This is a genomic window from Pseudonocardia sp. UM4_GMWB1, assembly GCF_017312155.1.
Taxonomy (GTDB): Bacteria; Actinomycetota; Actinomycetes; order Mycobacteriales; family Pseudonocardiaceae; genus Pseudonocardia; species Pseudonocardia alni.
This window is the reverse complement of record NZ_QJPN01000001.1, coordinates 2,394,567-2,414,091: the sequence shown is the minus strand read 5'-3', so window position 1 is coordinate 2,414,091 and position 19,525 is coordinate 2,394,567. Positions and strand designations below refer to the sequence as shown.

At 76.1% G+C, this 19,525-nt stretch carries 21 protein-coding genes; 12 read left to right on the top strand and 9 right to left on the bottom strand.

Features of this window, described 5'->3' with window-relative positions; genetic code table 11:
- Window position 1: 1 nt before the first annotated feature.
- Window positions 2-805 (bottom strand): crotonase/enoyl-CoA hydratase family protein, encoded by an 804-nt coding sequence (locus DMP15_RS11760; RefSeq protein ID WP_073574326.1) that lies wholly within the window; start codon window positions 803-805, stop codon window positions 2-4.
- Window positions 806-814: 9 nt separating this feature from the next.
- Window positions 815-1,705, bottom strand: coding sequence for an alpha/beta fold hydrolase (locus DMP15_RS11755; protein WP_073574327.1), 891 nt, complete (start codon window positions 1,703-1,705; stop codon window positions 815-817).
- Between the two features lie 130 nt (window positions 1,706-1,835).
- Here DMP15_RS11755 and DMP15_RS11750 point away from each other — a divergent pair, with 130 nt between their 5' ends.
- From DMP15_RS11750 to DMP15_RS11730, 5 genes are all read left to right on the top strand, one after another.
- Complete coding sequence (locus DMP15_RS11750) at window positions 1,836-2,402, top strand: hypothetical protein (protein ID WP_337825880.1); 567 nt, start codon at window positions 1,836-1,838, stop codon at window positions 2,400-2,402.
- 167 nt (window positions 2,403-2,569) lie between these two features.
- Entirely contained in the window at window positions 2,570-4,357 is a 1,788-nt protein-coding gene (locus DMP15_RS11745; protein WP_337825879.1) for an SDR family oxidoreductase, read from the top strand.
- Between the two features lie 20 nt (window positions 4,358-4,377).
- Window positions 4,378-5,292: a metal-dependent hydrolase gene (locus tag DMP15_RS11740; RefSeq protein WP_179762307.1), complete on the top strand. Its 915-nt coding sequence runs from the start codon at window positions 4,378-4,380 to the stop codon at window positions 5,290-5,292.
- Window positions 5,289-6,338 (top strand): PDR/VanB family oxidoreductase, encoded by a 1,050-nt coding sequence (locus DMP15_RS11735; protein ID WP_337825878.1) that lies wholly within the window; start codon window positions 5,289-5,291, stop codon window positions 6,336-6,338. Before DMP15_RS11740 ends, DMP15_RS11735 begins: the two co-directional genes overlap by 4 nt.
- A gap of 27 nt (window positions 6,339-6,365) precedes the next feature.
- Window positions 6,366-7,016, top strand: a complete 651-nt coding sequence (locus DMP15_RS11730; protein WP_246352729.1) for a TetR/AcrR family transcriptional regulator — start codon at window positions 6,366-6,368, stop codon at window positions 7,014-7,016.
- On the opposite strand, the gene DMP15_RS11725 is transcribed toward DMP15_RS11730, so the two are convergent.
- From DMP15_RS11725 to DMP15_RS11705, 5 genes are all read right to left on the bottom strand, one after another.
- Entirely contained in the window at window positions 6,974-8,254 is a 1,281-nt protein-coding gene (locus DMP15_RS11725; RefSeq protein ID WP_337825877.1) for a phosphodiester glycosidase family protein, read from the bottom strand. The two genes, DMP15_RS11730 and DMP15_RS11725, sit on opposite strands and share 43 nt — an antisense overlap.
- Window positions 8,255-8,491: 237 nt before the next feature.
- Window positions 8,492-9,859: an LLM class flavin-dependent oxidoreductase gene (locus DMP15_RS11720; RefSeq protein WP_073574331.1), complete on the bottom strand. Its 1,368-nt coding sequence runs from the start codon at window positions 9,857-9,859 to the stop codon at window positions 8,492-8,494.
- Entirely contained in the window at window positions 9,856-11,193 is a 1,338-nt protein-coding gene (locus DMP15_RS11715) for an MFS transporter (RefSeq protein ID WP_304580039.1), read from the bottom strand. Before DMP15_RS11715 ends, DMP15_RS11720 begins: the two co-directional genes overlap by 4 nt.
- Before the next feature lie 177 nt (window positions 11,194-11,370).
- A complete protein-coding gene (erm, locus tag DMP15_RS11710; protein WP_062396191.1) occupies window positions 11,371-12,147 on the bottom strand; it encodes a 23S ribosomal RNA methyltransferase Erm in 777 nt (258 codons plus the stop codon).
- A gap of 192 nt (window positions 12,148-12,339) precedes the next feature.
- Entirely contained in the window at window positions 12,340-13,248 is a 909-nt protein-coding gene (locus DMP15_RS11705) for an enoyl-CoA hydratase-related protein (protein ID WP_073574332.1), read from the bottom strand.
- Between the two features lie 145 nt (window positions 13,249-13,393).
- Here DMP15_RS11705 and DMP15_RS11700 point away from each other — a divergent pair, with 145 nt between their 5' ends.
- Window positions 13,394-14,080, top strand: a complete 687-nt coding sequence (locus tag DMP15_RS11700; RefSeq protein ID WP_083658084.1) for a hypothetical protein — start codon at window positions 13,394-13,396, stop codon at window positions 14,078-14,080.
- Between the two features lie 11 nt (window positions 14,081-14,091).
- Here the strand turns inward: DMP15_RS11700 and DMP15_RS11695 are convergent, their stop codons facing one another.
- Complete coding sequence (locus DMP15_RS11695) at window positions 14,092-14,799, bottom strand: DUF1990 family protein (RefSeq protein WP_073574333.1); 708 nt, start codon at window positions 14,797-14,799, stop codon at window positions 14,092-14,094.
- Window positions 14,800-14,902: 103 nt separating this feature from the next.
- On the opposite strand from DMP15_RS11695, the gene DMP15_RS11690 reads away from it, so the two are divergent.
- From DMP15_RS11690 to DMP15_RS11670, 5 genes are all read left to right on the top strand, one after another.
- Complete coding sequence (locus DMP15_RS11690; protein WP_062403384.1) at window positions 14,903-15,133, top strand: hypothetical protein; 231 nt, start codon at window positions 14,903-14,905, stop codon at window positions 15,131-15,133.
- 56 nt (window positions 15,134-15,189) lie between these two features.
- On the top strand, window positions 15,190-15,855 hold the full coding sequence (locus tag DMP15_RS11685; RefSeq protein ID WP_304580040.1) for a DUF1990 family protein: 666 nt from the start codon (window positions 15,190-15,192) through the stop codon (window positions 15,853-15,855).
- Between the two features lie 34 nt (window positions 15,856-15,889).
- Window positions 15,890-16,312: a DUF5313 family protein gene (locus DMP15_RS11680; protein ID WP_073574334.1), complete on the top strand. Its 423-nt coding sequence runs from the start codon at window positions 15,890-15,892 to the stop codon at window positions 16,310-16,312.
- Window positions 16,313-16,411: 99 nt separating this feature from the next.
- Window positions 16,412-16,813, top strand: a complete 402-nt coding sequence (gene mntA, locus DMP15_RS11675; RefSeq protein WP_073574335.1) for a type VII toxin-antitoxin system MntA family adenylyltransferase antitoxin — start codon at window positions 16,412-16,414, stop codon at window positions 16,811-16,813.
- Complete coding sequence (locus tag DMP15_RS11670; RefSeq protein ID WP_337825876.1) at window positions 16,813-16,950, top strand: hypothetical protein; 138 nt, start codon at window positions 16,813-16,815, stop codon at window positions 16,948-16,950. The genes mntA and DMP15_RS11670 overlap by 1 nt, the downstream gene beginning before the upstream one ends.
- Window positions 16,951-17,038: 88 nt before the next feature.
- On the opposite strand, the gene DMP15_RS11665 is transcribed toward DMP15_RS11670, so the two are convergent.
- Window positions 17,039-18,181 (bottom strand): Glu/Leu/Phe/Val family dehydrogenase, encoded by a 1,143-nt coding sequence (locus DMP15_RS11665; protein ID WP_337826692.1) that lies wholly within the window; start codon window positions 18,179-18,181, stop codon window positions 17,039-17,041.
- Window positions 18,182-18,507: 326 nt separating this feature from the next.
- On the opposite strand from DMP15_RS11665, the gene DMP15_RS11660 reads away from it, so the two are divergent.
- Window positions 18,508-19,458: a LysR family transcriptional regulator gene (locus tag DMP15_RS11660; RefSeq protein ID WP_073574337.1), complete on the top strand. Its 951-nt coding sequence runs from the start codon at window positions 18,508-18,510 to the stop codon at window positions 19,456-19,458.
- Window positions 19,459-19,525: the final 67 nt, after the last annotated feature.

Below are 19,525 nucleotides of genomic sequence, written 5' to 3'. Positions count from 1 at the left end.
GTCAGCGGCCGCGCCAGACCGGGTCGCGCTTCTCGGCGAACGCGGTCGCGCCCTCGCGGGCGTCCTCCGAGGTCAGGACCGGGCCGACGACCGCGTCGTGGCGCTCCCAGCGGTCGGCGCCCCAGTCCGGGCTCTCCCGCACGATCCGCTTCGATGCGGCGACGCCGAGCGGCCCGTTCACCGCGATCCGCGCGGCCAGCGCCAGCGCGGCCTCCAGCGCGCCGCCGTCCTCGACGACCTGGTTGACCAGCCCGGCGGCCTCGGCGCGCGTCGCGTCGATCGGGTCGCCGGTCAGCAGCATCTCCAGCGCCAGCGCCCGGGGCACCCGGTTCGCCAGCTCCAGCGCACCGCCCGCGGCGGCGACCAGGGACCGCTTCACCTCCGGCACCCCGAACCGGGCGCCGCGCCCGGCGACGACGAGGTCGCAGGCCAGCATGATCTCGAACCCGCCGGCCAGGGCCCAGCCCTCGACCGCGGCGATCATCGGCGTCACCGGCGGGGCCTGGGTGATCCCGCAGAGCCCGCGCCCGGGCACCGACGGACGCTCGCCGCGCAGGAACGCCTTGAGGTCCATCCCGGCCGAGAACACCCCGCCCGCCCCGGTCAGCACGCCGACCCGCAGGTCCGGGTCGGCGTCGAGCTCGTCGACGGCCGCGGCGACCGAGCGCGCGACGTTCTCGTTCAGCGCGTTCTTGGCCCGGGGCCGGTTGATCGTGATCAGCAGGACGCCGTCCCGCCGCTCGACGAGCACCTCCTCCTCGGAAGCGACCGGTCCGGAAGGAGTCAGCTCTGACTGCTCTGTCATGGGGCCACCCTAGATCGCGGGGGCCACCACCGGAACCGAGTGCTCCCAGTCCGCGAGCAGCGTCCGCAGCGCGGTCACCAGAGCCAGCGGCTGGTCGATCATCACGTGGTGCCCGGCCCCGGGGATCTCGACGACCGGTGCCGCCCGGCCCATCCGGTCGACGACCATCTCCCCCATGTCCGCCGGGACCAGGCCGTGCTCGGCCCGGAACAGCGCGATCCGGCAGCCGGGACGCCCGAGGTCGCCGGGGGTCAGCGAGATGCCGGCGAAGATGGCCGGGTCGAACTTCCAGCTCCAGCCGCCGTCGACCGCGCGGATGCTGTGCTCGGCGATGTGGCGGTGCACGTAGGGCAGGTCGCCGGGCTGCTCGGGGATGGTGCGGAACCGCGCGATCAGCGCGTCGCGGTCGGGGTGCACCTTCGCCGGGCCGAACGCCCGCTGCTCACGGGCGGCCCGCTCCTCCGGCGACCGGTCCCGGACCGGGGAGTCGACGGCGACGGCGCCGGCCAGCTCGTCGCCGTAGCGCAGCGCCGCGGTGAGCGTCACGAACCCGCCCATGCTGTGCCCGATGACCGTCGGCCGGGGGCCGAGACCCGCGGCGTCGATCACGGCGCGCAGCTCGACGGCCCAGCGGTCCAGGTCGTAGGACGGTGCCCGCCCGGAGTCGCCGTGCCCGGACAGGTCGACCGCCACGACCCGGCGCGTGCCCTCGGCCAGCAGCGGGGCGATGTGGTCCCACCAGTGCAGGTGCGCCGCGCCGCCGTGCACCAGCAGCACACCGGGCCCGCCCGGGGTGCCCCAGCTCCGGAAGCGGATCTCGACGCCGTCGCTCTCGGTGCGGCCGGGCTCCCCCGGCTCGGCGAGTGCGTCGGTGAACCAGGTGGGCGGAGCGGTGGACACGCGGGGACCTCTGTTCGTGGGACGGGGACGACCGTTCGAACCTACGCCCCTCGTCAGTTCTGACCACGCCGGGTAACGGGGTACCGGGGCCGGGCGACCTGCGTCACCGAGGGGCCGACGAGGAGGCGCGATGACCGGTGCGGCGACGGGGACGGTGGTGCGGGCCGTGCCACGCGACCCCGGGGCGTGGGACCTCACCGACCGGCGCCTGGGGCGCGCGCTGGGGTCGCTCGCGCGCGACGCCGACGCCCCGGCCGGGACCGCGGCGGCGGTGCGCGGCTGGCGCCGGATGGCCGGTCCGCTGCGCGCCGCCCAGCACCGCCCCGGGTACGGCCCGGGGCCGTGCCCGGACCTGTGCCTGGTCCCGGTCGGGTCGGCCGACGTCGCCGCGCTCGGCCTGCTCGCCGCCGCCCTGGGCGCCCGGACGCTGCCCGGCGCCGACGGGGGGTCGCTGCGCCGGGCGGCCGCCGCGGCCGGCACCACGGCCCCGGCGCTCGTGCTGGAGCTCGCCCGGGTGCACGGCGTCCTGGACCTCGACCTGGGCGCCGACGGCGAGCTGCTCTACGCGCTGGCCGGGGTCCGCACCACGGGGACCGCGACCGCAGCCGCGCACGAGGCGGTGGCCGCCCGGGTCGGGACGATGTGGGCGGCCGGTCGGGCGCCGCACCCCACCCGCACTGCCGACGACCGGGGCTGACCCGGGCGCAGCCGTCGGCGGCGCGGTGATCGTCTTCTGCGAGGGGTGCGGTGCCGGGTCCGGCACCGCACCCCTCGCTCGTCGCGATCACCGGTCCCGCCCGGCCGCCCGGGACGGGTGACGGGCCAGGGGTGGCGCCTTGTTGACACGTTTTCTACGATGACGGCGTGTCTCACAACGAGGTGGAGTCCGCGAGCCGCACCCGGACGGTGACCACGCAGGACGGCCTGGAGCTGGTCGTGGAGGAGCGGGGCGACCCGTCGCACCCGACGGTCGTCGCGGTGCACGGCTACCCCGACGACCGGCACGTGTGGGACCGCGTCGCCGCGGACCTCGCCGCCGACCACCACGTCGTCACCTACGACGTGCGCGGCCACGGGGGCTCGGCCGCGCCCGGCGCCCCGGCCGGCTACGACCTGGAGCTCCTCGCCGCCGACCTGCGCACGGTGACCGACGCCGTCTCCCCCGACGCCCCGGTGCACCTGCTCGCCCACGACTGGGGCTCGATCCAGACCTGGCACGCCGTCACGCGCGAGGGCGGCACCCCCTCGGCGATGGACGGCCGGGTCGCGTCGTTCACCTCGATCTCCGGCCCGTGCCTGGACCACGTGGCGCTGTTCCTGCGCCGCCGCGGGCTCCGCGACCTGCGGCCGGTGCTCACCCAGGCGCTGCACTCCTGGTACACGCTGGCGTTCCGGGTGCCGGTGCTGCCCGAGCTGATGATCCGCAGCGGGCTGCTCGGCGCGCTGGTGGCGCGGACCGAGCGGATCCCGCGCCCCTCGGTGCGCGACGCGGTCAACGGCCTGGAGCTCTACCGGCGGAACCTGCCGCGGCGGCTCGGCCGCCCGCAGCCGCGCCGCACCGACGTCCCGGTGCAGATCCTGGCTCCGCTCGGCGACGCCTACGTCTCCCCCGCGATGGCGACGAGTGCCGCCGGGTACGCCCCCGACCTGCGGGTCCGCTACCTGCCCGGCGGGCACTGGATCGTCCGCAAGCGCGCGGGCGTGATCGCCCGGTGTGTCCGCGAGCTCGTCGCCGAGCGCAGCGGCGGGACCGCCGCGCCCGCGCTGGCCCGGGCGGGGGCCCGGGGCGCCGCCCTGGTCCGCACCGGGGGACGGCCGGGCCGGGCGTCGCGCTGGGAGGGCGGGCTCGCCGTCGTCACCGGGGCGGGTAGCGGGATCGGCCGCGAGATCGCCCGTCAGGTCGCCGACCTGGGGGGCCGGGTCGTCGTCGCCGACGTCTCCGAGGCCGGCGCCGCGGAGACCGTCGACCTGGTGACCCGGCGGCACGGGCCCGGGCGCGCGGTGGCCGCGGTCGTCGACGTCGCCGACGAGGCCGCCGTCGCCGCCCTCGCCGAGCGGGTCGCGGCCGAGCACGGGGTGCCCGACCTCGTCGTCAACAACGCCGGGATCGCCGTCGCCGGATCGTTCACCGACACCACGGCGCAGGAGTGGCAGCGGATCGTCGACGTGAACCTGTGGGGCGTCGTGCACGGCTGCCGGCACTTCGGCGCGCTGCTCGCCGCGCACGGCGAGGGCGGCACGATCGTCAACACCGCCTCGGCGGCGGCGTACCTCCCGTCGCGCTCGCTGCCGGCCTACGCCACGACCAAGGCGGCGGTGCTGATGCTGTCGCAGTGCCTGCGCGCCGAGCTGGCGGGCGCCGGGGTGGGGGTCACCGCGCTGTGCCCCGGGTTCGTCGACACCCCGATCACCGGGGCGACCCGCTTCGCCGGTACCGACGACGCCACCCAGGCCGTCCGCCGCCGCGACGCCGCGGCCGCCTACACCCGGCGCGGGTACACCCCGCAGCGCGTCGCCGCCCGGCTGGTCCGCGCCGTCGAGCGGGACCTGCCGATCGCCCCGGTCACCGCCGAGGCGCACGTCGGGCTGCTCGCGTCCCGGCTGTCCCCCGGCCTCGTCCGCGCGCTCGCCCGCGTCGACGGCACCCGCTGAGTACGAGAGGAGCGTCCACGATGACCGCCGACCCGACCGAGGACCGGATCGCACTCCAGGCCCGCGACGTCCGTTTCGACTTCACCGAGCTGCGGACCGACTGGATCCCCGGCGAGCCGTTCGCCTCGCACCTGATCGACGTGCTGCACCTGCTGCTGCCCGAGGGCGAGCGCTGGTTCGTGGACGTCTTCTCCCGCGCGCTGCCGATGGTCCGTGACGAGGCGCTAGCCGAGGACGTCCGCGGGTTCATCGGCCAGGAGGCCGTGCACGCGACCTCGCACCAGGGCGCGCTGGACCACCTCGTCGAGGCGGGCGTCGACGTGACCCGCTTCGTCGAGCAGGTCGAGTGGATCTTCAAGGAGCTGCTCGGCGACCGCGGTCTGACCGGCGACGCGGCCCGGGAGTGGCTGGTGGAGCGGGTCGGGCTGATCGCGGCGATCGAGCACTTCACCGCCGTCCTCGGCTCCTGGATCCTCGACTCCGCCGCGCTGGACGCGGCCGGGGCCGACCCGCACATGCTGGACATGCTGCGCTGGCACGGTGCCGAGGAGGTCGAGCACCGCAACGTCGCGCACGACCTCTACACCCACCTCGACGGCCGCTGGCTGCGCCGGATCCGGGCGATGGCGGTGGCCGGCCCGGCGCTGGCGAAGCTGTGGGTCGACGGCACCCGGCACCTGTGCGCCCGCGACCCGCACCTGCGCGGGACACCGCAGCGCCGGGCCCGGCTGCGCGACTACCTGCGGGACTCCCGGCGCGGGCTGGTGCCCGGGCCGTGGCTGTTCGCCCGCGCCGTCCTGACCTACCTCAGCCCGCGGTTCCACCCGGCCGCGCACGGCGACACCGACGCCGCGGTGGCCTATCTCGCGATCTCCCCCGCCGCCCGCGCCGCCGAGGCGGGTCACGCCGGCCCGGCCGAGGGGTCCGCGGCATGAGTCCCGCGCTGCTGCCCGGCACGGGCTCGACCGCGCCGCCGCCGCACCCGAACCGCGGGGCCACCGCGCTGTCGGTGCTCACCGCCCTGACCCAGACCCTCGCGACGGCCGGTGCCCGGCGCCGCCGCCCGGTCACCCCGGTGGACCGCACGCTGCTCGTCGAGGTGCACGCCGTGCGCCGTCCCTGCCCCGACGTCGCCGAGCTCGACCTCGTCCCGGCGGGCGCCGAGCCGCTTCCGGGCTGGCGGCCCGGCGCGCACGTCGACGTCGAGCTGCCCTCGGGGGTCATGCGCCAGTACTCGCTGTGCGGCGACCCGGACGACCGGTCGGTGTACCGGATCGCGGTACGGCAGGTGCCCGGGGGCACCGGCTCGCACGAGATGCACACCCTGCGCCCCGGGGTGCGGCTGCGGCTGCACGGCCCGCGCAACGCCTTCCCGCTGGCCACGGCGCCGTCGTACCTGTTCGTCGCCGGCGGCATCGGGATCACCCCGATCGCGCCGATGGTCCGGGCCGCGCACGCCGCCGGGGTGCCGTGGCGGCTGGTGCACACCGGCCGGGACCGGGCGTCGATGCCACTGTCGGACGCACTGGCCGTGCTGGCCCCGGACCGGGTCCTGCGCCGCCCCGACGACGTCGCGGGTGTCCCGTCGGCGGCCGAGCTGCTGTCCGGGACCGACGCCGACGCCGCCGTCTACTGCTGCGGCCCGCCGCCGATGATCGAGTCTCTGCGCCGGGCGCTCCCCGCAGGGCAGCGGTTCCACTCCGAGCGGTTCTCCCCGCCCCCGATCCGCGACGGCCGCCCGTTCACCGTCCGGATCGCCGGTGGCCCGGACGTCGCGGTCCCCGCCGACCGCACCGCGCTGGACGCGGTCCGCGCGCTGCGCCCGGACGTGCCGTACTCGTGCCGGCAGGGGTTCTGCGGGACCTGCCACGTCCGGCTCGTGGAGGGCACCACCGTGGGCGACCCGGCCGGGCCGGGTCTGACCGCGCTGTGTGTCGGGCGGGCCACGGACGGGACGATCGTCGTCGATCTCGGGCGCTGAGGCGTGGGGTCCGTACCCTCGTCGGTGATGACCTCACCCGCACGTCCACCCCGGCGTATGACGCCCGAGGCCCGCCGCGCACAGCTCGTGTCCGCCGCGCTCGACCTCTACGGCGCCCGCTCGCCGGAGGAGGTGGCCGTCGAGGACGTCACCCGGGCCGCGGACGTGTCCCGGGCGCTGTTCTACCGGTACTTCTCCGGGATGGAGGAGCTGCACGTCGCGGCGCTGGGCAGCGTCGCCGAGGAGCTCATCGACCGGGTCGCGCTGCCCACCGACGGTCCGCTGGACGGGCAGCTGGCCGACGCGCTGGACGTGTTCCTCGACGTCGTCGGCCGGCATTCGCGGGCCTACATCGCGCTGCTGCGCAGCGGTTCGGTCGTCTCCACCGGGGAGACCGACGCCATGGTCGACGGCGTGCGCGACCACATCGTGGACCTGCTGTGCGTGCGCGGCGGCGTCCCCGACCCGACCCCGCTGCAGCTGATGACCCTGCGCGGCTGGGTCGCGCTGGTCGAGGGCTCGGTGCTGGTGTGGCTGGAGGCGGGCCGGGTGCCCGCCCACGCCGAGCTGCGGGACTGGCTGGTGGAGCAGCTGTTCGCGATGCTCGGGGTCACCGTCGCCCGCGACCCGGACGCTCAGTTCTCCACGACGCCGAGCGCGTTGGGCACCAGCCGGTAGGCGTCCTCGGACGGGCTGTTCACGACCTGGTCGCGGAACACCATCGTCGAGGAGCCGCCGCCGTCGAGGTTGACGCCGTCGACGGCGCCCGCCCGGCGCAACTGCTCGGCGGTCTCGGCCAGGGTGATCCCGACCGAGGTCGACTCGCGGCCGTCGGCGGTGAGCAGGATCAGCCGTCCCTGCGCGGTGAGGCCCGCGGCGCTGCGCGGGTCGCGCGAGCGGGCGTCCAACCCGGCGACGGGTGTGCCGTCGCGCAGGATCGGTGACGCCCCGACCGCGGTCCGCGGCACGGTCCCCGACGCGGCGGTGAGCGCCTGCCGCACGGTGACACGGTCGCCGACGGCGAGCCCGCGCAGCGCGGCGGCGCCCTGGTCGCGGCCGGCGAGGACCTGTTCCCCGGCCGGGATCGCTCCCCCGCCGGGCGGGCCGACGGCGGTGACCGCACCGTCGCGGACCACGACCTCGAACCGGTCCGGTGCGCACGGCGCGTCCCGGTCGGTGTCGCTGCCGCACAGCGTGGCGGCCCGGTCGCCCGCCCAGTCGGAGGTGAACAGCCCGATCCCGCCGACGGGCACGGCGTAGGCGTTGAGGGTGTCGATGCGCAGGCGGCCCTCCGGCCCGGTCGCGGACGCGTCGAGGGTGAGCCGGTCCAGGCGGGGGGTGCCGTCGTCGTCGATCGCGAGGACGTCGCCCTGCTGGGCGCCGGGGACGCCCGGGGCGAGCCGCCGCCCGGGCGGCACGGCGGAGGTGAGTGCCCGGCCGTCGCGGACCGAGGGGCCGGCCGGGGCGTTGCTGCGGGCCAGGTCGAAGAAGTCGCCGTTGATCGCGGCGACGGCGCCGCCGCGCCGGGCGTGCGCGGGCACCGACGACCGCTCCCCGACCGTTGCGCCGGTGAGCAGGGTGGCGCGCAGCTCGGCCCGGTCCAGGTCGGCGACGACGATGTCGACGGTCACCGGCCCGGCCGGGGTGTCGACCCGCTCCTCGCGGTGGGTGATCGCGGGGGCCTGCGGGGCCGGGGCGACGGGCGCCGCGGCCGGGCCCGGAGCGGCACCGGGTGCGGCGGAATCGGATGCGGCGGACCCGGCCCCTGCCGCGGGCGATGCCGCGGACGCGGTGGCCGCGACGGGGTACGCCTCCCGGGCGGGGGCCGCGGACGCCTGCTGGGTGGCCGGTACCAGTACCCCGATCACGACCGCCGCCGCCACCGCCGCGCCCCGGCTGCCCGTCCACCCCACCATGCCCGCACTCCCCCGATCGCCACCCCGGCCGGGACCGAGATGAACACGGCGGTACGGCGACGGCGCGGGGCGTCACGCGTCGGTGGTGCAGTGCCACCTGGTCGGGGTCGCGACGTCCCTCTGCGGGGTGGCCCTGCACCGCGGAACGCGACCGTCGGCACCATGATCACCGGGAGTGGGGCGGCCGGGTGCGGGTGCTGCTCCCCGCGCTCCGCTCCCGGTGGTCATGGCGTGGCGTCAGTGCGTACGGTGCGCCGCCCCGGGGTGGTCCTTCGCGAGCCGGGCGCCGTCGCCGGTGCCGTAGCGCTCGCGCAGGGTGGGGCCGCCCGCGTCGGCGGCGGCGGGCATCCGGCCGCGGCGGCGCAGCTCGGGCACGACGTGGGTGACGACGTCGGCCATCGTCCCCGGGGTGACGGCGTAGGCCAGGTTGAAGCCGTCGAGGTCGGCCTCGTCGGCCCAGCGCTCCAGCTCGTCGGCGACACCCGCCCCCGACCCGACGAGGAGCGGCCCGCGCCCGCCGACGGTGATGAACTCCGCGAGCTCCCCCACCGTCCAGTCGCGGTCCGGCCCGGTGAACGACGCCAGCGCCGAGCGGGTCGCGTCGGTCTGCACGTACTCGAGCTTCTGCTCCGGCGAGGCCCCCGCCAGGTCGACGCCGGACCAGCCGCCGAACAGCGCCAGCGCCGCGGACGGGTCGGTCAGCTCCAGGTACTCGGCCAGCGTCGCGCGGGCGGCCGCGTCGGTCTCCCCGGCGATCGCGGTGAGCATGGCGAAGACCTTCACCGAGCGCGGGTCCCGCCCGGCGCGGGCGGCCTCGGCACGCACGGCGTCGACCGAGCGGCGGACCACCGCGGGCGACGGGCCGGACACGAACACGGCCTCGGCGTGGGTGCCGGCGAACCGGGCACCGCGCGGCGACGCGCCCGCCTGGAAGATCACCGGGGTGCGCTGCGGGGACGGCTCGGACAGGAACGGGCCGGGCACGTCGAACCAGCGGCCGTGGTGGGCGATGTCGTGCACCCGGTCCGGCTCGGTGAACACGCCGCGGGCACGGTCGCGGACCACGGCGTCGTCGTCCCAGGAGCCCTCCCACAGCTTGTAGCAGACCTCCAGGAACTCCTCGGCGAGCTCGTAGCGCTCGTCGTGCGGGATCTGCCCGGACCGGCCGAGGTTGCGCGCCGCGGAGTCCAGGTAGGACGTGACGACGTTCCACGCGACCCGGCCGCGGGTGAGGTGGTCGAGGGTGGTGAGCCGCCGCGCCAGCGCGTAGGGGTGCTCGTAGGCGACCGAGACGGTCACCCCGAACCCGAGCCGCGAGGTCACCCCCGCCATCGCGGGGACGAGCAGCAGCGGGTCGGCGAGCGGGACCTGCGCGGCGGCGCGGACGGCGGCGTCACGGGAGCCGCCGTAGACGTCGTAGACGCCGAGGACGTCGGCGAGGAACAGCGCGTCGAAACCGCCGTCCTCCAGCATGCGGGCCAGCGAGGTCCAGTGGTCGAGGTCGGTGTAGCGGTGCCCCTCGTCGGACGGGTGGCGCCACAGCCCGGCGGACTGGTGGCCCACACAGGCCATGTCGAAGGCGTTGAGCAGGATGCGGCCGGTCATGCCGACACCTTCTCCCGGGCGGTGCGCAGCCCGCCGCGGTGGGTCTCGGGGAGCAGGACGGTGGAGACGACGCAGATCGCGAACAGCACCCCGAAATACCCCCAGATCAGCCACGGGGTCCCGCCGCCGGCGTAGAGCAGCGCGGTGGCGACCAGCGGCGTCGTGCCGCCGATGACCGACCCGATCTGGTAGCCCAGCGACGCCCCGCTGTAGCGCAGCCGGGTGTCGAACAGCTCGCCGTACCAGGCCGCCTGCGGGCCGTACATCGCGTCGTGGAAGAGGTTGACCAGCACCACCATGCCGACCACGACCAGCACGGTGGACCCGGTGTCGAGCAGCAGGAAGAAGGCCCCGAGGAACAGCGGCGCCCCGATCGCGCCGGCCAGGTAGACCGGCTTGCGGCCGACCCGGTCGGACAGGACCGCCCACAACGGCGTCGAGAACAGCCCGATCGCCGACGCGATGATCACCGCGGTCAGACCGGCGCCCTCGGCGGCGCCCGAGTCGCCTTGGGCCAGGTAGGTCAGCGCGAACGTCGTCGCCAGGATGTAGACGGAGTTCTGGGCGATCCGGCTGCCGACGGTCAGCAGCACGGTGCGCCAGTCGGTGCGCAGCACCTCCAGCACCGGGCGGCGGGACAGCGTCCCGGCGTCGCGGGCGGCGGTGAACACCGCGGGGTCGGCGAGGGTGAGCCGGATGGCCAGCCCCACCACGACGAGCACCGCGCTGAGCAGGAACGGGATCCGCCAGGCCCCGGCGAGGAACGCCTCCTTGCCCGCGATCGCGAGCACCGCGGTGTAGACACCCGACGCGAGCAGCATCCCGGCCGAGGAGCCGATCTGCGGGAAGCTGCCGAACAGGCCGCGTCGGCGCTCGGTCTCGGCGTGCTCGACGGCCATGAGCACCGCACCGGCCCACTCCGCACCCACGGCGAGCCCCTGGGCCAGGCGCAGCACCACGAGCAGCACCGGGGCCAGCAGCCCGACGGTCGGGTAGGTCGGCAGCAGCCCGATGAGCGTCGTCGCGACGCCCATCAGCACCAGCGACCCGACCAGGACGGCGCGGCGGCCGATCCGGTCCCCCAGGTGCCCGGCGACGACGGCGCCGATCGGCCGCGCCCCGAACCCGGCGGCGTAGGTCGCGAACGAGGCGAGCACTCCGGTCGCCGGGTCGGCGTCGGTGAAGAACAGCGGGGCGAACACCAGCGCCGCGGCGGTGGCGTAGAGGTAGAAGTCGTACCACTCGATGGTGGTCCCGACGAGGCTCGCGACGGCGGCGCGGCGCGGCGCGGCACCGGACGTCGGGGCGGGATCGGACACGGCGGAGCTGGACACGGGACCTGCCGGTGGGTGAGGCGGAGCGGGGAGTCGGTGCGCGAGGCCGGGGTCAGCGACAGGCGTGCGACGACAGGCGGCCGTGGTCCAGCCACCGCCGGCGGGTCAGCTCCGAGTGCTCCACACCGCCCACCCGAACAGACGGCACCCGCCCGGCGCAACGGAGCGGGACCGGGGTCACCCCCGCCCGGCCACCCGGGCATGCAGCCGGACCCACTGCCCGGCGTCGAGGTCGCGTGGCAGTGCCCGCGGCCCGAGACCGCACTCGCGCGCCCAGTCCCGGGCGAGGGCGCGGCCGAACCGCCGCCCGACGACGTCGACGACCCCGCGGCCGCGGCCGGTGAACACCGCGTCGACCATCCGGTGGTGGTCCCGGGGCCGGGCGTCGAGCAGCGGCACGTCGCGGCGGGCGATCTCCAGCACCCCGCCGTCGACGGCCGGGACCGGCCGGAACGCCCGGGCCGGGACACGGTCGTGCAGGGTGAAGGTGAACCACGGCCACCAGCGGGCGGTGAGCGCGCTGGTGCCGCCGACCGCCGCCCGCTTGCGCGCCACCTCCCACTGCACCAGCAGCAGCGCGTGCGCCCAGCGCGGGGCGCCCAGCAGACGTCGCAGCAGCGGGGTGGTCACCGCGTACGGGACGTTGGACACCACGTCGACGGGCCGGTCCAGGCGGGCGTCGAGCAGGTCGCCGTGGACGACGGTGACGGCGTCGCCGAACCGCCGTCGCAGCCGGGCCACCCGGTGCGGGTCGAGTTCGACCGCGGTCAGCGGCCTGCCGGGCAGCCGCAGCAGCGCGGCGGTCAGCGCGCCGTCGCCGGGGCCCAGCTCCAGCAGCGGCCGGGGCGGGTACCCGGCGACGACGGCGGCCAGCGCGGCCGGGACGGAGGCGTCGACGAGGAAGTTCTGACCGTGCTCATGACGGCCGAGCGGGCGGGGTAGGGGGGATCGCACAGGAGGCTCCCGGGGTGGGAGCCGGGGGCGCGGCGGGGCGCCGCCCGGCAGGGGTACGAGGACCGGCTGCTCGGACGGCGGCGCCAGGAGATCGGCAGGGATCAGGTGTGGCGCCGCCGTCGGGCGACGCGCAGGCGTATCGAGGCCACGGGGCGACGGTAGGGGCGACGGGGTCGCCGGCGCACCCGGATTTCAGTCCGTCAGGTCGGCGGGCGGCGCGGGCCAGTGCGGCAGGACGTGGCCGGGGTAGTCGTCGGAGACGGTGTCGGGGAAGGCGGGCGGGCGCTTCTCCAGGAACGAGGTGACACCCTCGCCGACGTCGCGGCCCTGCCCGAGGTGCGCGATCGCGGCCGAGTCGGCGCGGTGGGCGTCCCACGGGCTGGGCGCGCCGAGCATCCCCCACAGCAGCTGGCGGGTCAGCGCGACCGACACCGCGGAGGTGTTGTCGGCGATCTCGCGGGCGATCGCGTACGCCGCGCCGAGCAGCTCGTCGTCGGGCAGGACTCGGGACACCAGCCGGCCGTCGAGGGCCTCGGCGGCGTCGAACACCCGGCCGGTCGCGGCCCACTCCATGGCCCGGGAGACTCCGACGATGCGCGGCAGGAACCAGCTCGACGCGGCCTCGGGGACGAGCCCGCGGCGGGCGAACACGAAGCCGAACCGGGCCGAGGCGCCGGCCAGCCGGATGTCGGCGGGCAGCGTCATCGTCGCCCCGATGCCGACCGCGGGCCCGTTGACGGCGGCGATCACCGGGGTGCGCAGCGCCGCCATCCGCATGGTCACGGTGCCGCCGCCGTCGCGGACGACGCCGCCGATGGTGCCGACGCCCGCCCGGTCGGCGGCGCGCTGCGGGTCGGTGGGATCGAACGACGCCCCGCCACGGCCCAGGTCGGCGCCGGCGCAGAAGCCGCGGCCGCGGCCGGTGAGCACGATCGCGCGGACGGCGTCGTCGGCGTCGGCGCGGTCGTAGGCGGCGATCAGCTCGCGGGCCATCGTCGGGGTGAACGCGTTGAGGCGGTCCGGGCGGTCGAGGGTGATCGTGGCGACCCGGTCGTCGACGTCGTAGGAGATCTCGGTGAAGGCGGGAGCGTCGGTGCTCATGATCGGCGAGTCTGCCCCGCCCCGCGCCCGGGCGACAGTGCCCGCGGCGCCCGCAGCCGGTCCGCAAGTGGGCTGCAAGCGGCCGGGCGCACGGTGGTCCCGCCGCGCCGGACCGACCGGACGCGCCCCTCCGGAAGGACCCACCGTGACCGTGCAGGACGCCCCCACCACCCCCACCACCCCGGCCGTCCCCGCCGTCGACCCCACCCGGCGACGCCTGGTGGTGGGCGGCGGCGTGATGCTGCTCGCCTCCGCCGTGCTCTCGCTCGCCGGTGGCGTCGCCCACCCCGTCGTCGACGGGAACGCCCACTCCGTCGCGTCCCTGCTCGCCCCCGGCTCGCCGTGGGCGCAGCTGTCGATCTACGCCGGCGCGCTCGCGCTGATGATGGGCCTGCCGGCGGCCTGGGGCTGGTTCGCCCCGCGGGCCGGTGTGCTCGGCACGCTCGGGTTCGGCCTGTACTTCCTGGGCAATGCGCTGAGCGCGCAGGGCCACCTCGTCGTCGAGGGGCTGGTGGCGCCCGAGATCGCCCGTGCCGCCCCGGAGCTGGTCCCCGACGACGGCAGCATCCTCGCCGCCCCCGGTTTCGCGCTGCTGCAGATGGTCGGCGGGCTGGTTCTCCTGGCCGGGCTGGCGTTGACGGGTGTGGCGCTGATGCGTACCACCGGGGTGCCGCGCTGGATCGGCGCGGCCGCGCTGACCGGGGCGCTGCTGCTGTTCGTGCCGCTGCCGGAGGCCCCGGTGCTCAGCGGGCTGCACGTGGAGCTGCTGCGCGGGATCGCCGTCGCCGGGCTCGGGGTCGTCATGATCCGCGAGGTGCGGGCCGCCCGGTGAGGCCCGCCGCGTCATCCGGCGGTCGCGAACCGCCGGGTGCGCACCGTCACGCCGCCGTCCGGGCGGCCGCCCGCGATGGCGGCCGCCCGGATGCAGGCGTGCGTCCACATGTTGAACTGCACCTCCTTGGCCACCCGCAGGGTGTTGTAGAGCACGTGCGACAGCCGGTCCCCGGGCCGCGCCCAGGACTCGATGTCGAAGCGCAGCATCTCCGGGTGGTCCGGGTCGCGACGGGTGCGGAACTCGATCCGGCCGGCCTCCAGGTGCCCGTCGAGGGTGACGAAGGAGAACTCGCTCGGCCCGGCGGCGGCCACCCGCACCGGGCCGTCCCACGGGCCGGGCATGCGGATCAGGAACTCGTCGCCGACCGCCATCCCGCCGGGCTCACCACGGGTGCGGCGGAACACCGCGAACTCCGGTGACCAGCGGTCGGGGTCCGCGGCGAGGCGCGTCATGAGCTCCTCGGGGCTCAGCCGGGACCCGCGGATGCGCACGCTGTAGCGCCGGTGCAGCAGGGTCCCGACCCCGTCCGACGGGCGCTGGACGTCGTCGCCCTCGGCGCCCTGCGGCGAGGCGGGCGGCAGGTCCCCCAGGTCCCCGACGACGTCGCTGCGGTGGATCGGTGTGGTGCGCCAGAAGTAGCGCCACGACACCAGGGCCAGACCCACCGGCCAGCGCAGCACCGCCGACACCCGCCGGGACCGCCGGTCCCCCGTCACCGGGGTGGACCGATCTCTCGTCGTGGCCGTCCTGGAAGTCCGCACGGCGTGGACATACCCCCTCTGCGGGATTACATCCGCCGGGAGCGGGGAAGGAACCGCCATGACGGTCGGACGTGTCCTGCACCGGGTCGGGTTGCGCGGTGCCCAGCTCCAGTGGTTCTCCCTCGGCTCGGTGGGCTTCTCCATCGCGCTGTGGCTGCGCGCGAAGACCGTGGACCAGGACGAGCGCGGCAACGCCGAACGCCGCGCCGTCTTCGTCGGCCTGTGGCCGTCGATGTTCTGGCTGATCGGCGACTCGATGCGGCGCGAGGAGAAGGGCCGTCGGTCCTGAAGCGCCCCGCCCCCGGGGACCGTCGCGCCGACCTGGACGGACTCGCCGCACGCGGCGTGAACTTCGACGACGCCGAGACCCCCACCGACACCCGTGACCCGCGCTGGCACGTCGACCACGGCCGGGCCCTGGTCGGCACCGAGCCGCCCGGCGACCCGGTCCCCGACGGGCCGTGGGAACGTGCCTGCGCGGTGCTGCGCGACTACCAGTTCACCGCCCCGAACCGGCTGCGCGGCGTGTTCCGCCCGTCCGACCCGCTGCTGGGGCGGGACATGCTGCTGGAGGGCCGGTTCGGGCCGATGCGCTTCCACCTCGGCGTCCGCGTGACCGGTCTGGTCGACGAGACCGTCGACGGCCGGCGCGTCTGGGGCTGGACCTACGAGACCCTGCACGGGCACCTGGAGGAGGGCCGGCTCACCTACGAGGTGGTCAAGGACCTCGCGACCGGCGACGTCGAGTTCGTCATCCGCGCGTTCTCCCGGCCCGCGCACATCCCGAACCCCCTGTTCCGGCTCGGCTTCGGGTTGTTCGGTCGCGCGGTGCAGCTGGAGTTCTACCATCGGGCCGGGCAGCGGGTCCGCGAACTCGTGGCCGACGCGGCGACGGGCAGGCCGCTGCCGCAGCCGCTGCCGGGTGCCGACGGCGTGACCGTCGCCCCGCAGAACGGCGGACGGCACTGGACGGACCCGTTCGCCGTGCTCGTCCGGCATCCGGGTGTCTGACCCGGGTGCGCGATCCGATGAGGGGGAACGTCCGATGGACGACCGGATCCGGCGTCCGAACCCGTTCCGCTGGGTGGCCTACGCCTTCGGTGCCCGGCTGCCGGATCGGAACCGGCGCTGGGTGCTGCACGACGTCACGACCCGCACCTGGGTGCTGCGCCACTTCCTCCGTACGACGGTCCAGCTGATCCCGCTGCTGGCCCTGCTGTTCCTGGTGGTGCCCGGCCCGGCGTGGGTGCGGCTGGGCGCCATCGCCTCCGGCGCGGTGATCGGCTACTTCTACTCGATGGTCTACGTGGTCGAGGCGTGCGAGACCCGGGTGATGAAGGCCGGCTACCCGGTGGGGGCGGCCGCGTCGACCCGGGAGGCGCGGCGCGCCGAACAGCACGTCGACGCCCGGCTGCGCCACGACCGGGAGTTCGGGGCGGACCGCGACCGGGACGACCGCCGGGGCTGAGCACCCCCGCCGCGGCGCGCCCCGGCCGCGGTCCCGCCGCGCCGTCGGGCCGGGCCGGTCCGGGTCGATGCCCACGTCGGGGCGCGGGGGTGTGCCACGATGACCGTCGTGGATCCCGATCTCGGCCCGGTGTTCACCGCGCACGACGTCGCGGTGGCCTACCTGTTCGGGTCGCGCGCCACCGGGACCGCGCGGCCGGACAGCGACCACGACGTGGCGGTGCTGTTCGCCGGTGAGCCGGCTCCCGTCGCCACCGAGCTGCTCGCCGCCGACCTGGCCGCCCGGCTCGGGACCGGGGTGGACGTCGTCGACCTCGGGCGGGCGGGCCTCGAGCTGCGCGGCCGGGTCGCGGAGTCCGGCCGGCTGTTGTTCAGCGCCGACGAGGTCGCACGGGTCCGGTTCGAGGTGGACGCCCGGATGCGCTGGATCGAGTTCCGCCCCGTCCTGGAGGAGATGACCCGTTCCTTCCTCGCCCGTGTCGCGCGGGAGGGGCTGCGCTGATGGTCGACGCCGATCGCGTGCGCCGGTTGCTGGTGATGCTGGAGCGCTACCGGGACCTGCTCGCCCGCAGCATCCGCGACGGCGGTCTCGACGACCTGGGCGCCTTCGCCGCCCGCATCGCCGCCCTCGCCGGCTGACGGGCACGCCGCGGCTCCCCGTCCCGGCGCGCGGCCCCCGGTGCACGGGGTGCCGCGCGACGTCACGGGGCGCCGCGGGTGGAGCGGGTCAGGGGATGACGACCGGCCCGGTGGTCGGGGCGGGGTCGTCGGCCCAGCGGTGCCCGGTCTCGCGCGGGGTGACGCCGTCCTCGGACCACGCGGCCAGCAGCTGCGCGACCTTGGCGTGCATCACGGTGCGCAGCCGGTCGAAGGAGTTCTGCGGGTCGTCGTCGACCTCACCGAGCAGCAGCCACCAGGCCCAGGCGACCGCACCGGCGTTGGCGACGAAGTCCGGCAGCACCGGCACGCCGCGGGCGGCGAGCATGGCCTCGGCCTCCGGGGTGGTCGCGGCGTTCGCGGCCTCGACGACCACACGGGCGCGGACGTCGTAGGAGTTGTCCGGGGTGATCGCGTAGGAGATCGCGGCCGGCACCAGGATGTCGACCTCGGCGGAGAGGATCGCGGTGCGCGGGAGCTGCTCGACACCGGCGGGCAGCCGGGCGCGGTCGATCTCGCCGAAGCCGTCGCGCAGGTCCAGCAACGCGGGCACGTCGAGCCCGTCGGCACAGTGCAGGGTGCCCGCGGCGTCGGCCAGCGTGGTGACCTGCATCCCGGCCTCGTGCAGGTAGTAGGCGGCCGCACCGCCCATCGTGCCGACGCCCTGGATCGCGACCGTGGTGTCGGCCGGGATCTGGCCCCAGGACACCGCGGAGGCCAGGCAGGCGTGCGCGACGCCGTAGCCGCCGATCACGTCGCCCAGCTCGAACCCGCCGTCGACCTCGGCGGTCAGCCCGGTGCGCACCCGCTCCAGGGTGGCGGCCGGGTCGGCGGCACGGCTGATCGCGGCGTGGTAGCTCTGGCCGAGGCCGATCTTCTCGAAGACCTCGTCGATCAGGTGCTGCGGGACGCCGAGGTCCTCCGCGGTCACCCAGTGCGCGTCGATCCAGGGGCGCATGGCCTCGCAGAACCGCTCCAGCACCTCGACGGCGCGCGGGTCCTTCGGGTCGAAGTCGATGCCGCCCTTGGCCCCGCCGATCGGCAGGTCGAAGGTGGCGGTCTTGTTGGCCATGCCCCGTGCGAGGTCCTCGACCTCGGACAACGTGCAGCCGGCCCGCATCCGGGTGCCGCCGGTGGCGAGGCCCGCCCGCAGGGTGTGCACGACCAGGTAGCCGACGGCACCGGTCACGGCGTCGTTCCACTGCAGGCGCATGTACGGCTCGGGGCGGCGGACGACCGGAGCGACGGTGGGCGCCGGGGCGCCGGCGACGTACGGGACGGCCGTGGCCGCCGTCTGCGGGGTGCTCCCGGCCGGGTTCTGCATCGTCGTCATGGCGACCCACCTCCTGCTCGTGCTGCACCGGTCGTCGCCGCCAGGGGCCGTTCCGGTCTCGTCGACATCGCGGACCTCGTCGTCCCCCGGCCGCAGTCGTTCCCGACCGGTGGCCCCAGGTTGGGGTCGCACCCGGCCCCGCGTCCATTTACGGATCATTCACGGCGCTGTTCACCGTTCCTGCACAGCGCAATAGGCTCGGCCACATGGAGCTGTCCCTGTCTCGGCTGCGGATGCTGCGCGAGCTGCACCGGCGGGGAACCATCACGGCAGCGGCGACCGCGCTGCACTACACGGCGTCGGCGGTGTCCCAGCAGCTCGCGCAGCTCGAGCGCGACGTCGGGACCCGCCTGTTCGAACGGAGAGGTCGCCGGGTCCAGCTCACCGACCTCGGGGTCCTGCTGGCCGAGCACGCCGAGGAGATCCTCGCCTCGGTCGAGCGCGCCACCCAGGCCCTGGAGGGGGCGGGCGAGACCGTTGCGGCCAAGCTCACCGCCGGGGTGTGGGCCTCGGTCGCCTCGGGCCTGCTGCCCGACGCACTGACCGCGCTGGCCCGTACCCACCCCGGTGTCGAGGTCCGCACCCGCGAGCTCGCCCCGGAGGAGACCGCGGCCGCGGTGCGCGACGGCGAGCTCGACCTGTCCTTCGTCATCGACTACTCGAACTACCCGATGACGTGGGACAAGGGCCTGGAGCGGGCGGTCATCGCCGTCGAGCGGGTCTACGCGGCGGTGCCGGCCGGGGCCGTGCCGGCCGCGAGCGTGATGCTGTCGGAACTGGCCGAGCACCCGTGGATCGTGTCGCCCGCCCGGTCGCACTTCGGGCAGGCGGCCCGGCTGGCCTGCCAGAGCGCGGGCTTCGAGCCGCGGATCGACCACGAGGTCGAGGAGCAGGCCACCGCGATGGCGATGGTCGCGGCCGGGCTCGGCGTCACCCTGGTGACCGACCTGGGCCTGGCGCTGCGCCCGCCGGGGGTCGACATCGTCGCACTCGGCGACGCCCTGACCCGCACGGTGTCACTGGCCTACCGCACCACCACCGCACGACGGGCCGCGCTGCCGCTGGTGATCGAGGCCGTCCGGACCGCGGCGGCGCAGAAGGGGCTCGGCGCCGACGCCCCGATCCCGGTGCAGCCGGACTCGCTCGGCCTGGCCTGACCCGTTCCGCGGAGGAATCGTCGGAACCCGGTCGAACCGTTTCCGCCGCCGGTTCCGAAGAACGGTC

Bases quoted from the DNA above. Each gene is read 5' to 3' on its own strand.
- DMP15_RS11760 (WP_073574326.1), bottom strand. From the start codon at position 805: ATGACAGAGCAGTCAGAGCTGACTCCTTCCGGACCGGTCGCTTCCGAG.
- DMP15_RS11665 (WP_337826692.1), bottom strand. From the start codon at position 18,181: ATGCGCCTGCAGTGGAACGACGCCGTGACCGGTGCCGTCGGCTACCTG.
- DMP15_RS11725 (WP_337825877.1), bottom strand. From the start codon at position 8,254: ATGGTGGGGTGGACGGGCAGCCGGGGCGCGGCGGTGGCGGCGGCGGTC.
- DMP15_RS11750 (WP_337825880.1), top strand. From the start codon at position 1,836: ATGACCGGTGCGGCGACGGGGACGGTGGTGCGGGCCGTGCCACGCGAC.
- mntA (WP_073574335.1), top strand. From the start codon at position 16,412: ATGACCGTCGTGGATCCCGATCTCGGCCCGGTGTTCACCGCGCACGAC.
- DMP15_RS11740 (WP_179762307.1), top strand. From the start codon at position 4,378: ATGACCGCCGACCCGACCGAGGACCGGATCGCACTCCAGGCCCGCGAC.
- DMP15_RS11670 (WP_337825876.1), top strand. From the start codon at position 16,813: ATGGTCGACGCCGATCGCGTGCGCCGGTTGCTGGTGATGCTGGAGCGC.
- DMP15_RS11735 (WP_337825878.1), top strand. From the start codon at position 5,289: ATGAGTCCCGCGCTGCTGCCCGGCACGGGCTCGACCGCGCCGCCGCCG.
- DMP15_RS11660 (WP_073574337.1), top strand. From the start codon at position 18,508: ATGGAGCTGTCCCTGTCTCGGCTGCGGATGCTGCGCGAGCTGCACCGG.
- DMP15_RS11730 (WP_246352729.1), top strand. From the start codon at position 6,366: ATGACCTCACCCGCACGTCCACCCCGGCGTATGACGCCCGAGGCCCGC.
- DMP15_RS11690 (WP_062403384.1), top strand. From the start codon at position 14,903: ATGACGGTCGGACGTGTCCTGCACCGGGTCGGGTTGCGCGGTGCCCAG.
- DMP15_RS11680 (WP_073574334.1), top strand. From the start codon at position 15,890: ATGGACGACCGGATCCGGCGTCCGAACCCGTTCCGCTGGGTGGCCTAC.
- DMP15_RS11720 (WP_073574331.1), bottom strand. From the start codon at position 9,859: ATGACCGGCCGCATCCTGCTCAACGCCTTCGACATGGCCTGTGTGGGC.
- DMP15_RS11705 (WP_073574332.1), bottom strand. From the start codon at position 13,248: ATGAGCACCGACGCTCCCGCCTTCACCGAGATCTCCTACGACGTCGAC.